Origin of the sequence: Nocardia sp. NPDC051911, from assembly GCF_040681035.1 — a bacterium.
GTDB classification, from domain to species: domain Bacteria; phylum Actinomycetota; class Actinomycetes; order Mycobacteriales; family Mycobacteriaceae; genus Nocardia; species Nocardia sichangensis.
In genome coordinates this window covers 194,797-207,381 of sequence record NZ_JBFAXY010000008.1, presented here as the reverse complement: position 1 = coordinate 207,381, position 12,585 = coordinate 194,797, and the positions used below count along the sequence as shown (strand labels likewise).

Below are 12,585 nucleotides of genomic sequence, written 5' to 3'. Positions count from 1 at the left end.
TAGGTGATCGCAAGCGATAGCATCGGCGCATGGTGTTCGGGAATGCTGGGCGGAGTCGGGTGGCGGCGGGACTATCGGTGGCAGTGCTTCCGGCGCTGGTCGCGGTCGGTTTTTCGGCGGGGGAAGCGCAGGCCGACATGGCAGTCGCCATCGAGCAGCGCGAGTCGGTGGGCTCGGCGACGGGGACCGAAGGGCTCGATCCCAAGCTGGCGCTGGCCTACACCTTGGCCGAACGCGAGGCGCACGCGCAGGGGGTGCCGCTGTCCATCACGTCCGGGTACCGGACGCCCGCCGAGCAGCAGGCGCTGTGGGAGGACGGTGTGGCGACCTACGGGCCGGACAACGCGCGCCGCTGGGTCCTGCCGCCGGAGGAGTCCACCCACGTGTCCGGAGACGCCATCGATGTCGGTCCGCAACAGGGCGCGCGGTGGCTCGAGGCGAACGGCTACCGATGGGGGCTCTGCCGCTCGTTCGAGAACGAGTACTGGCATTTCGAGCTGCAGACCGCGCCGGGCACACCGTGCCCGCCCATGCTGCCCGACGCCAGCGTGCGGTGATCGGGTCGGTTCGGCAGAATACGACCACTTCGAAAACCATTGGCGGCGCTGCGAATCGCCCATCCCGTACGCGAGCTGACCGGCGTGGGAACCAGCCGCGCACGCTGACTGCCGCTGCTGCGGCGCGCTGGACCGCCGGGTCGGGAACGGCGGTGGGCAGACTGCCGTCGATGAGCAGATCCCGCCCGTGGTCGTTCCCTGCTCGACGCGGCCTGCTGCGACCTCCCGGACCGAGCCGTCGATCAACCCGGCCCGGAGGCGATCAGCTCACCGGCGTGAGTTCCAGCGCGCCCTCGATCGTGGTGGGAAGCCTGCGCCGATCGGGGGAGCCGAGCGCGGCGGTGAGATCCGTTCCGTCGTGTTCGGCGAGCAGGTCGCCGCTGTCCCACACCAGCAGTGTCGCGCTGACGGTGTTCTCGGCCGCCGAGTGCGCCAAGTCGTAGTGCGCGCACGCCGGGACGTGCGGATAGGTGATCCACAGGTCGTAGCCGGTCATGAACAGATCGAGGTCGAATTGCACACTCAGTCCGAGCAATTCGCTGCGGCCGTTGTCGTCGACGCCCGCGAACGCCTCGTCCAGGGCCAGTAGGCGCGGGGCCTGCGGGTCGGCGGAATCGAGCATGACGTGCGCCGCGGCGAACAGCGGCAGGTGCAGCGACACCGACTGCTCGCCGCCCGACAGCGCGCTGTGCCTGGCCACGGTGAGCTTGTCCTCGCTGCCGTCGGCGGAGATCAAAGTGAACGAGAACACCCGCCAGGTGCGATAATCCAGGGTCGCGGCCAGGATCTCGGGGTAGGAGCGTTCCGGGTGCGCCGCCCGCGCTGCCCTGATCTCGGAGGCGAAGTGCGCCCGGATCGCCGCGAGATCCTCCGCCGTCAGCGCCGACGCGTCCCGGTCGAGCAGCTTGCACATCGCCCGCGCCGCGTCGGACAGGCTGTCGGCCAGCACCCAGTGCACGCCGATGGTGTTGCCCGAGGACATCCGCCGCTGCTTCATCTCCGCGCCCATCCTGGCGATGAGATCGCGCGCGTCGCTGGTGCGTTCGTGGATCTGCTGGGCCAGGCCGGTCAACAGGGCATCCTCCAGGATGCGGCGCTCGGCGTCGGTGAGCAGCAGTTCCTGATCCCGCCGGGCGGCGTCGACGCGGGCGGCGAAGTCGGCCAGCGCGGAAGCCCCGTGTTCGTCGTGCACCTGGACGACGGTGAGGCCGTCGGCGGCGTCCCATTGCAACCGGTAATCGCGGCCCGAGCCGGCCAACGCCGCGTCGAACTCCTGCAACGCTCCGGTCACCGCCGTGCGGGTGGACTTGCGCGTCGCCTCGCTCACGCGCACCGCTGCCGTGGCCGCCGAGAGGCTGTCGAACAGCGCGGCGACTTCGTCCGGCAGCACCCGCGGTGATGCCTCCGGCCCCGCCGTCGCGATCCGGTACAGCAGTTGCTCGGGCGTCGACCACGCGGCGTCGCTGCTGGGCCAGCGTCCGTCGGCGGGGGCGCCGAGCAGCGTGAGCAGATCCGGCTGAGCGTATGGCGCGAGGGCTTTCACCTCCGCCAGCACCTCGGTCAGCGCGGTGGCCAGCGACTCGTGCGCGGTACGGTAGGCGGCTTCGGCGTCGCCGACCGCCTCGATGGCCTGGTTGGCGGCCTTGCGCGCGGCCTTCTGCTCGACCTTGGTCGCCTCGATCCGCTGCCGGGCCTGCTCCAATTCGCGGTCGATGTCGGCCGCGCCTGCGCCGAGGGCATCGCGCAGGGTCTCCAGTTTGCGCAATTGCTCCTGGTATCCGGTGCGCGCGGCCTCGGCCTCTTCCGCGAACGCCTCGGCCAGGTCGGTGGCTTCGGTCAAGCGGTCGTCGGCTTCGCGTTCGCGCTCTCGTTCCCGCTCGTGGTCGCCGCGCAACCGCAACAATCCCGTGCCGGTGTTCTCGAAGTGCCGGATGGCGGCGGCGAGGGCGTCGATCTCGCGCGCCGTGCGCGGTGTGCGGTGTGCGGTGGCGGCGGCGCGCAGTTTCTTCTCCGCGGCGGACACGTCCGCGACCGCCTGGTCGAGTTCGCGCTCGGCGTGGGCGGCGGCCTCCGCACGCGACCGCAGCACGCCCGCGGCCTCGGACACCGCGCGCAGCGCCGTGGTCACCGCGGTCGGACGCGGAAGCGCTTTGGCGGCGGCGGAGATTCGCGCGAGTTCGGCGGTGGCGGCGGCCTCCCGCTGTCCGGCGGCGCTCCGGTCCGCCTCGGCGGCCGCCACGGCCGCGGTCAACTCGGCCGAGCGGAGCTCGCGGCGTCTGGCTCGCGCGGTGGCGCCGATGAATTCCGCGTCGGTCTTGCGGTGGCGGCCGATCTGCACGCCTTGCCGGAACGCGCCGTTCGCTCCGATCGTCACCGCGCCGCTCGGCTCGCCCGCGTCCTCGTGCAGGGCGATGGAAGCGAGCACATCGGCCACGACCTGCCGCGGCACCGTCAGCGTGTCCGAATCGTCTTCCATGACAAGCACGTCGGCGAGCGTGCGACCGGCCGGGCGGTCCGATGCGGGCAGCGGCAGCAGGAACTGATCGGATTCGTAGTCCGGCGGCAGCTCGCCTTCCGGGCACACCCAGGCGTCCAGCAGATTCGCTGCGTGCAGCGCGGCCTCGATGCCCGCCGCGGTCTCGGGCGGCACGTCGTCGGCGAAGCGCACCAGCCGCCACAGCGCGGCGCCGGACCGGTCACCGGTCCGGCCGGAGCGGCCCGCGAATACCGGTGGCGCGTCGTCGCGCCGGGCCGCGACCCGCTCGAGTTCGGCGGTCAGCTCCTCGACGTGTGCCGTGGCCGAGGCCACCTGGGCGCGTGCCTCTTGGCGGCGGGTGCGGATCTCCTCGAGCAGGGGTTCCGTGCGATCGGCCAGCACCTCGGCCACGGTGGGCGCATCCGAACCGGCCTCGGCCAGCGCCGAGTTCAGCGCTTCCAACAGGCCGGTGCGCACCGGGGTGTAGACCGCGCGGTGCTCGTCCCACCAGGTCCGCAACGCGGCCGCGGCCTCGGAACGGGTCAAGGCGACCGTCGCTTCGGCGTGCGCGACCTCCGCCGCGGCGGCATCACGCAGTTCCCGCGCGCGCTCGGCCAGTCGCTCGGCCCTGGTGCGTTCGGCGGCAGCGGTATCCACCGCGCCCACCGCCTTGCGCACCGCGCGCACATCGACGTCGCGCTCCTCGGCGTGCCCGCGCACCGCCGCGGTGAGCTGCTCGGCCCGCGTCGACTCCGGCAGCGGCGTCCATGCGATCCCCGCCTCCTCGGCGGCGGCGCGCAGATCGTCCTCGCCGCGGGCGAGCGCGGCGGCGGCGGTGCGCACCGCGGTGCGTGCGCGCTCGGCCTCCTGGGTCCGCTGGTCCAGGGTCTGGCGGGACTTGAGCGCCTTGTCGGCGTGCACGCCCGCCGAGGTCTCCAGGCGACGCACCGCGTCGGCCAGGTCGTCGAGCTGCTGTTTACCCTCGTAGGCGCTGGAACGCTGGAGATTCTCCCGGTCGGCGATGGCCTGCTCGTAGGCGCGGTCGGCGTCCTCGGCCCGAGCCTCGGCCGTGGCACGCTCGGTCTCCCTGCGCTCGCGCAGCGCGGTGGCGGCGAACAGCGCGGTGCTCGCGTGGGTCACCGCGTCGAGCCGCGCCCGCACCTGGTCGATATCCGTCTTCGCTTGAACCGCAAGATATTTGCGATACACCTCGACGAAAGCCCTGGTCGCCGTGTCGGCGTGCACCAAACCCTCCAGGGTCCTGCCGACCTCCTCCATATCGCTGAACGAGCGAGCGGCGTCCAGGATCAGTTGCTCGTCGAGCGGGCGCAGGCCGTCGGTGAGCGCCTGCGACAAACCGCGCGGGTCGAGGTTCTTGGCCAGCTGCGGGCGGCGCAGCGTGAGGATCAGATTGATCAGCTGGTCGTAGCGCTGCGTCCCGAGGCCGAACATGCGCGCGTCGATCGCGTTGCGATAGTCCACCGGCCGGTCGACGATCGAGTCGGTGCCGATCTGCTCGGCCAGCTGCTTGCGGGTGAACGGCCGATCGTCGGGGCCGATCAGGGAGAAGTCGATCCCGACCCGGCCGTCGGCGACGAAATACCAGCGGGTCACCTTGTCCGAGGAACGGGTGGCGCGCATGCCGATGCCGACGGTGACCGCCTCGGGGTCTTCCCAGCGACCGCGCGCGAACTCCATCCAGACATAGGAGTAGGCCGAGTCCTGCTTGCGGTAGAGGAGGTTCGACTTCATCGTGCGTTCCTCGCCCGCGAACGGGTTCAGCCTGCGCGGCTCGATCCGTCCGTCCAGAACGAAGGGGAACAGCACCTCCAGCGCTTTGGTCTTGCCCGACCCGTTCGGCCCGCGCAGGACCAATCTGCCGTCCGCGAAACAGAACTCCTGGTCGCGGTAGTCCCACAGGTTGACGATCCCGGCGCGGGTGGGGGTGAACCGCACTCCGCCGTGAATGAGCGACATTCGTCAGTTCCCTTCCGTCCCGGTGCCGCCGGGCCCGTAGGTGTCGGCCGCGGTGACGAACAGCTCCGCGGCCCGCTTGGTGCGGACCGTGACGACCGCGCCACGGTAGCGGGCCAGTGCGGGCAGCACGAGCAGTCCGTCCTCGACCATCCGGATCAGCCGCAGCCGTTCCAGCAGCGCCACCACCTCGGTGGTGAGGCGAGGAACGTCGGCCTGCCATTGCGCGGCGAACGTGGTGCCGTAGCGATCGGCCAGCGCCTGCACCGTCTCATACAGCCAGGCCCGGTCGATCAGCGGATAGCCTGTCGCGACGGACCGGTCTGTCTGCTCCGCTGCATCCGTCGCCGAATCCGGTTCGGGGGCGGACGGATCCGGCGAACGCGGCTCCGCGAGCGGCACGAACAGCGTGGATTCGGGAATGGCTTCATCGAGCTGGTCGGCCAGTGCCGCATCCGTGTCCGGGCCGGCGTGGCGCCGCGGCAGCGGGTGATCGATGTCCAGCACGCGGTCGGCGATCTCACCGGCCAGGAGCAAGGCGACCTGCGCGAGCGTCCCGGTCCCCGGAAAGCGGACGTCCGACAGCCGCCCCGAGGTGTCGATCAGCGCCACGCCCTCCGCGCGGCGTTCGGCGCGCAGCCCGGTGAACAGTTCGACCTCCGCGACGATCCGCTCCTGGGCGAGAACAGGACGCTCTTCGGGTGCGAGATCCTCTGCGTACACCACCGGCTGCTCCACCAGCGCCCTGCGTACCCGGCGGGCGATTTCGGCGGTGGTCGTCGCGTGCGCGGAAACACCGCCGACCATGGGCTCTTCGGTGAGCAACCCGCGCACGCCGTGCAGATGTTGCAGGGCCCGCGGCGGCCGGAACAGCGCGAAGACGACCGGCCGGTCGATGTCGTAGAGCGCCTCACCGGCCTCCGGATCGCTGGCCCAGCCGCCCGCGTCGCCGTCGGCCAGGCCCAGCGCGCCGCGCACGGTCAGCCAGCCCACCGCGTCGACGAACGCGTCGCGGTCGGCGGCCCGGTCGGTGGCCAGTTCCAGTCCCTCCACCCGGTTCGCGTAGGCGGCGACCTGATCGGCCAGCTCCGACAGCGTGATCTGGTCCCCGGCGCGCCCCAGCGCGGCCAGCGCGAGAGCCAGGTAGGCGTAGCGGCGGCGGTCGAAGACGCGCTCGGCGGCGGTACGCGCGGGCCTGCCCGCGTCCAGGCGGTCGGTGACCGGGAAGACCCGCGCGGTGGTCTCGGTGACTTCCAGGCGGTACCCGAATAATTCGGCGAGGTCCTCGCGCAGCTCGGTGGCCCAGCGCCGGATCAGCGGCAGTGCGATCCGGTCCGGATAGGCGCGGGTCACCAGGTGGTTGGCCAGGACGACTCGGGCGGCGCGTTGGTAGTTGTCCAGGGCGAGCGCATCGATGGTGTGTGCGTGCATCAGCCGTGCTCCCCGCGCGGGCGGGACCGTGTTCCGGCGGTCTGCTCGATCTTCAGTGACCGGTTGTTCAACCGCAGCAGTCCCCGGGTGGTGCGCACGACGGTCGGACCGTCGTGCTCGGACACCGTCAGGGTGACGCCGCTGTCGGAGCCGGTGGTGCCGGCCACCCGGCCGCGCACCGGAACCCACGCGGTGGACGCGGCGTCCAGCAGCCGCAGCAGCACCTCGGTCTCCCGGTCGTCCAGCACTCGTTCGTGCACGTCGCCGGACGTCAGCGACCTGGCGGCCTCCGCGCGGGCCCGCTGCGCGTCCAACTGCGCCTCGCGCAGACGCCGGATACCCGCGTCGTTGCGGTGGATACGGGCGGGCGCACCCGCGGAGGGCGGGCGTCCGGTCTCGGCGAGCGTGCGCGAGATCTCCAACGGCGGTGCGTCCCACCAAGATCGAATCGCCGGAATCACGTCGGCGTCCGGGTGCTCCATCGCCAGGTGCCGCGGCTTGCCCAGCCCGAACACCGCGTCGAACAGCGCATGGGCGCTGTCCACGGTCGGCGCCGCGGTGAACCAGCCGGCCAGATGCCGCAGCGCCGACTCCCGGCTGACCCCGCCGCGCCGCGTCTCGGTGACCCGCCGCAGCAGCGACAGCACCGCGGCGATCGCGCTCATGGTGGCCTCACGCAACCGCTCGGCCTCCGTCGTCCCCGCCTGTTCACCGCCGGACGCGACGAACCAGGTCCGCAGTCCGTCCCACCTGGCCTGCCAATCCGACCGGCGTTCCTCGACACTCAGCAGCACCCGCTCGTCGCAGCGCGCCGCCCGGCCGGTCAGGTCGTCGACGCCGGTCTCCTCGATCTCGGCGATCGCGGCCGCCAGCCGCGGGGTGAACCGGGCCAGGTCGAGGCTGAACTCCCGCATGTGCGCCAGCAGGGCGTCCTTGTGCGCGAGAAACGATTCCGGGGTGATCTCGGTGGTGCGAACCAGGTCGCCGAGCCCTAGATAGAAGTGCGCGGCGCGGGCGGCCAGGTCGGATAACGCGATGTCGAGACGGCGCAGCGTGCGGTAGACGCGTTCGGCGTCACCCGCCCGGTTGGCCTCGGCCAGGGTGTGCAGATCGGCCAGCAGTTCCGGCAGCACCAGGCGCGACAACGAAGCTTCGTCGAGGCGGGCGCTGAGCACACCGGCGACTGCCTGGTAGGCCTGGAAACCAGCCTGGGAGAACTGGTACACGTAGTGCCGATTACGATATTCGGCCAGCGTCGCGGCGCGGGTTCCGTCGTAACTGCGCTCCAGCATGCCCCACTGGTGCAACTGGTCTAGCAACGGGCCGATCTCGGCCGCGGTCAGCGGGGGGGCCGCGGGTCGGCCGGGTGTCTCCGGGGACCGGTCCGGCGCACCGGTTTCCGGCTCGCCCCCGGGTGGATCCGACGGACGCGTGCGCGCTTGCGCCGGATCCACGCCGGCATTCGTGACCGGTTGGTTCGCAGTGACCGGATCGGGCGTGTGCGGCGTGTTCCCGTTGCGGTCGATCCACTCCGCGACGTCGTCCGCGTGCAGCAGCACCACGTATGCTGCCCGCGCGCCGTCGAACGCGCGCAGCACCCGGAGGTAATCGGCGCGCCGCTCGGCGGTGGCGAAAGAGAACAGCCGCAGCCGGTCGTCCCAGTGGGCGTCGGCCCAGCCGTCATCGGAGTCGGTCACCGGGAACAGGGTAGTAGCGGGCCGATCGCCACCCGCACGACGTTCCGGTGTTCGGCGTGGCCGCGTCCGGTTCGTCACCGTTCGCCGCTGCCGCTGCGCAGGTCGGCTCACTCGACGGACAGCGAACGCAACTGGTCCAGATAAGCGCGGGTGCGCGGATCGCCGGGGAACCGCTCGATGATCTCGCGCGCGACTTCCCCCGCGATCCACATCAGCGAGGGCAACGACCGCCTGCTGCCCGCGAACGCGCGCATGCCCTCGGCGACCGCGAGTTCCAGGTCACGGTCGCGCACCGCGACCACGGCCAAAGTCAGGTGCGCCTCGGAGACCCGCATCGGATTGCGCACGCTGCCGTCCGGGCGGGTGGCGTTGCGGATCACTTCCCGCGCGTAGGTTTCGGCGAGCCGATCCTCGCCCGCGACCCGGCAGCAGTCCATCGCGTAGAAGTCGAACTTGTTCGCATCGATGACGAAATGGTTGTCCAGATTGGCCGGATGATCGAGTCGCTCCAAGATAGCTCGGCCTTCGTCGAGCGCCGCCTCCACCTCGCGCGGGTTGCCCAGCCTGGCCCAGGCTTTGGCGCGCTGGGCGGCGAGCTGGACACCGACGCGCAGGTGCTGGCTTACTTCCAGCGTCGGCTGCACGGTCTCGATGACGCCGCGGTAGTTACCCTGGGTCAGCGCGAACCACGCGGTCATTTCCGCTGCCCATGCCGCGATCTCGATGTTCTCCGCCTCCTGCGCCAGCGACTGGGCGGCGCGGCGGGTCGCCTCCGCGGCGGTGCGCCTGCCGAGGTCGTAGTCGACGCAGCCGACCAGCAACGCCACCCATCCGGCGAGAACGAGGATTTCGCGGTGCTGCGCCAGGGTCAGGCGACCGTCCAGCAACGAGGTGATTCTGCGCAGCCACGCGGTGCCGTCGGCGTGCAGGTCGTGCGGGTCGGCGTAGGAGTATTCGCAGCACAGGCGTTCTGCGGTGATGCGGACGGCCTCCAGTGTCACGGAGGACACATCGGACATACGGAGTCGTCCGATGAACTCGAGCGTGTCCATGCCGGTGGCCGAGAGCAATTCGTCGTCCCGGTTCGGTCTGGCCTTGGGAAAGAACGCCGCGGTCACCGTGTCGAAGGTGGCGGCGATGATCGGCGCGTAGAAGTCGTCGGGGCGTGATTCGCCCGATTCCCAACGGCGCCAGTTGCGTAGGAGAGTACTGTCGGTCGGCAGGTTGTGCGAAGACTTTCCACGCATCACGCGAACAGCGTCGGCTTGCGACCACCCCCTCGCGTCACGCTCGGAACGCATTCGGACTGCCCAGACGGGTCGATCGTCGGTAGCGGCCACGTCTGTAGTATCGCACCAGTTAACGTTTGGTGGCCTTAAGAGGGCAGGCAGATGTCCGTGTGTTGACAGCTACTTTCGCGCCGCCGCGTTGTGCATGCTGAACATGGCGCTAGAAGTTAGCCAGCCCCTCCTGTAAGAGCAATTGCAAGTACATCTGCTCTTGCACGAAGCGCAAATACCCCGTAAAACGGGTGGATCCACATAAGAGAACAGCGATCCCAATCCAACGGAGGTTCGGGTGGAAGCGTTGATCTATGGATACTTGCGTGACGATCTGGCCGATGGCCATAGCAAGGAGCTCGAGGCCGCGATGAGCAGCCTCGCCCGCGAGGAAGGGCTGTGCTTCGCCGCAACGTTCCATGAATCGACCGGCGGTGACGGGGCGGCTTTCGCCGAGCTCACGGCGGAACTCAAGCGCGCGGACGCGCACCATGTGGTGGTTCCCTCACTCGATCACTTTGCCGGCCAGACGATTCCGCGCGACATCTTGATAGCCAAGCTGGCTCAGGAGGCGGCGGCGCGGGTGTGGACGGTGGAGAGCTGATCGCCGCGACCGAACTGCCCGGTACCGCCCCGAACCCCAGCGTCGCAGCCCGGTCACCGCGCCGGTGACGAGTACACCCGCTGCCAGGGAAGCGAGCAGCCCCGCGAGCCGGTGCTGTTCGAACAGCGGGTATACCTGCCAATGCAGCAGATAGACGAACAACGAGCCGTCGGCCAGCACCGCGGCGCAGACGGCGACGGCGGCGGGAACCCGGACCGCGGACAACCACACCAGTGCGAGCAAGCCCGCCATGATCAAACGTTCCCGTTCGGGAACGCCGAAATAGCCAGGCACCGTGATCAGTACGACGGCACTCACCGTCATCCGCTGCCACATCGACGTCGCCTTCGCCGCCGCCCAGCCGAGCGCGAAGAGCCACACCGCCAGCGGAGAGAACGGGATGTCCTTCGCCGAATACAGACCGAACGCTTGGTATCGAAAGACGAGGCTCAGCGCGACCAGCGCCATCGCGAACCAGAACGGCTCGGCCCGTTGCCACCGGTCCACCACGGGGATCCGGATCAACAGCGCGGCGGCCAGCATGAAATACACGAGCACCTCGAGGAACCACAGGTGCCCGGCGGTGGCGCTGTCGTGCGGGCCGAGAATCTTGTTCAGTAACAGGACATTCTGCCAGCCGTAGTAGTCGGTGCGAGTCATGGTCAGCGCGACCCAGAGTGCCGTCGGCACCGCGATGTATGCCACGGTGCGCAACGTGTGGCGCAGTCGCTCGGCGGCTGGGGCCGTGGTCACCCCGAACCGCGCGAAGTTGAAGCCGGCCACGCCGAGCAGCACGTGCGCCGCGCCCCAGAGCACGTACACTCCGGCGTGCGAGCTGACGATGAGCACGATGCCGACCGCGCGCAGCAGCGTTCCGGTGTCGAGTGCCCGTCCGAAACGCCTGCGGCCTCGTGGTATCCGTTCCAGTTCCGCCACGGACGTGTTCGGCCAGTCGGTGGGCAGGCGGCCGATCGCCCGCTCCAGCCGTGCCGCGGTGGTCACGTAGGTGAGCGAGTTGCCGCCGAGGTCGACGAACGTGCTGTCCGGGTGGACCCGCGCGGGATCGATGCCCAGCGTCGTGGCGTAGAGGGAGCGGATATCACGTGTCTGCGGCGCGGATCCGGCCAGCCGCCGGATAGCGGGGTAGTCGGGTTTGCCGTTCGGTAACCGCGGGATCCGTTCGACCACGTGGACCCGCACGGCGGCGGCGGGCAGGCCGGACAGTCGCGCGGCGAGCTCGGTGAGATCGGACCGCGGGGTCTCTACGGCCACGACGAGGTGCGCGTCGTCGTCCGCGCACCGTGCCGTGAATCCGGCCTCCGCCAGCCCGGATTCGAGACGCTCCAGATCGATGCGCAGTCCGAAGATCTTGGCGAACCGGCTACGCCTGCCGACCACCTGGTACAAGCCGTCGGGTGTGCGTCGTGCCAGGTCGCCCGTGCGCAGGGCATCGACCGTACGGCCGAGGGCGAGGTCTGCGGCGGACTTCGCATACCCCATCATCACATTGGCCCCGCGATAGACCAGTTCGCGCGGTTCGTCCCCATTGTCGTCGGCTTCCTCGACCGGCTCGAGGGTGAATTCGCCGCCCGGAATCGGGATCCCGATGCAGTCCGGGTGCGCGCTCGCCAGATGCGCGGGCAGATAGGCCATTCGCGCGGTGGCCTCGGTCTGGCCGTACATGACCACGAACTCCCAGCCGTGTTCCCGGCCGAGCGCGGCGTATTCGCGTACCCGCTCCGGCGCCAGCCTGCCGCCCGCCTGGGTGACATAACGCAGGTGCGGCAGGTCCATACGGGCGAAACCGATGCGGTCCAGCAGTTCGATGGTGTAGGGAACCGCGGCGAACGACGTTGCGCGGCAGTCCCGGAACGCGCGCCAGAACTGCGTGTCCAATACCGACTGGTCGGTGAGCATGAGGCTCGCCCCGCGCCACAGGTGGCTGTGCACCACCGACAGCCCGTAGCAGTAGAACATCGGCAGGGTGGTGGCCGCGCAATCGCCAGGACCGATGGCCAGGTACTCGGCGATGGCCGCCGCGTTGGAACGCAGGTTCGTCGCCGAGAGCCGGACCAGTTTGGGCGACCCGGTGGAGCCCGAGGTGCTCAGCAGCAGCGCGAGCTCCGGATGCAGGCGATGCGCCGAGCGTTCCCGGACCACCTCGGCGCGCCCGTCTTCGACGAGCACGTCCGGGTCGTAGGCGTCCCGCAACTCCGCAGTGATCTGCTCGGTCAGCAAGACCACGCATCCGGCGCTGAGCGCTCCGAGGTACGCGACGAGCGAGGAAAGATCGTTGCGCGCGGCGAGCGCGACGAGGCGACGGGCCGGGCCGAGTTCGGCCGCGAAGGACTCGACGAGCGCAGCAAGCCGAGCGTAGGTCACCTGCCGGGTGGGTGGGGATCCGCCGCCGTCCGCGCCCGCACGGTCGGGGCAATGGACGGCGATCCGCTCGTCGAAGGTGCGCAGACGCTCGACGATCGGATGGACGGTCACCGGCGAAAGTGTAGGAGGGGGTCGTTTCCCGACCTGAAGGTGGCCCCCCGGCGAACTTCCGGTGAACCCCGCG

General features: G+C 70.2%; 7 protein-coding genes. 2 read left to right on the top strand and 5 right to left on the bottom strand.

Annotated features, from left to right (window positions below; genetic code table 11):
- Positions 1-137 precede the first annotated feature (137 nt).
- Complete coding sequence (locus AB0L97_RS12805; RefSeq protein ID WP_364428587.1) at positions 138-557, top strand: M15 family metallopeptidase; 420 nt, start codon at positions 138-140, stop codon at positions 555-557.
- A 262-nt stretch (positions 558-819) separates the two neighbouring features.
- On the opposite strand, the gene AB0L97_RS12800 is transcribed toward AB0L97_RS12805, so the two are convergent.
- The 4 genes from AB0L97_RS12800 to AB0L97_RS12785 all read right to left on the bottom strand — a co-directional run bounded on the left by AB0L97_RS12800 (position 820) and on the right by AB0L97_RS12785 (position 9,382).
- Positions 820-5,010, bottom strand: coding sequence for a TIGR02680 family protein (locus AB0L97_RS12800; protein ID WP_364428387.1), 4,191 nt, complete (start codon positions 5,008-5,010; stop codon positions 820-822).
- Between the two features lie 3 nt (positions 5,011-5,013).
- Complete coding sequence (locus AB0L97_RS12795) at positions 5,014-6,438, bottom strand: TIGR02678 family protein (protein ID WP_364428384.1); 1,425 nt, start codon at positions 6,436-6,438, stop codon at positions 5,014-5,016.
- Positions 6,438-8,135 (bottom strand): TIGR02677 family protein, encoded by a 1,698-nt coding sequence (locus AB0L97_RS12790; RefSeq protein WP_364428381.1) that lies wholly within the window; start codon positions 8,133-8,135, stop codon positions 6,438-6,440. Before AB0L97_RS12790 ends, AB0L97_RS12795 begins: the two co-directional genes overlap by 1 nt.
- Before the next feature lie 107 nt (positions 8,136-8,242).
- Positions 8,243-9,382, bottom strand: coding sequence for an XRE family transcriptional regulator (locus tag AB0L97_RS12785; protein WP_355077686.1), 1,140 nt, complete (start codon positions 9,380-9,382; stop codon positions 8,243-8,245).
- Positions 9,383-9,713: 331 nt separating this feature from the next.
- Here AB0L97_RS12785 and AB0L97_RS12780 point away from each other — a divergent pair, with 331 nt between their 5' ends.
- Complete coding sequence (locus AB0L97_RS12780) at positions 9,714-10,019, top strand: hypothetical protein (protein WP_350901430.1); 306 nt, start codon at positions 9,714-9,716, stop codon at positions 10,017-10,019.
- On the opposite strand, the gene AB0L97_RS12775 is transcribed toward AB0L97_RS12780, so the two are convergent.
- The gene (locus AB0L97_RS12775) at positions 9,921-12,512 is read right to left on the bottom strand and encodes an AMP-binding protein (protein ID WP_364428376.1); all 2,592 of its coding nucleotides are present in this window, start codon (positions 12,510-12,512) and stop codon (positions 9,921-9,923) included. The genes AB0L97_RS12780 and AB0L97_RS12775 overlap by 99 nt on opposite strands.
- Positions 12,513-12,585 lie beyond the last annotated feature (73 nt).

Excerpts from the sequence above, each read along its gene's own strand:
- AB0L97_RS12805 (WP_364428587.1), top strand. The coding sequence starts at position 138 with ATGGCAGTCGCCATCGAGCAGCGCGAGTCGGTGGGCTCGGCGACGGGG.
- AB0L97_RS12785 (WP_355077686.1), bottom strand. The coding sequence starts at position 9,382 with ATGCGTGGAAAGTCTTCGCACAACCTGCCGACCGACAGTACTCTCCTA.
- AB0L97_RS12800 (WP_364428387.1), bottom strand. The coding sequence starts at position 5,010 with ATGTCGCTCATTCACGGCGGAGTGCGGTTCACCCCCACCCGCGCCGGG.
- AB0L97_RS12795 (WP_364428384.1), bottom strand. The coding sequence starts at position 6,438 with ATGCACGCACACACCATCGATGCGCTCGCCCTGGACAACTACCAACGC.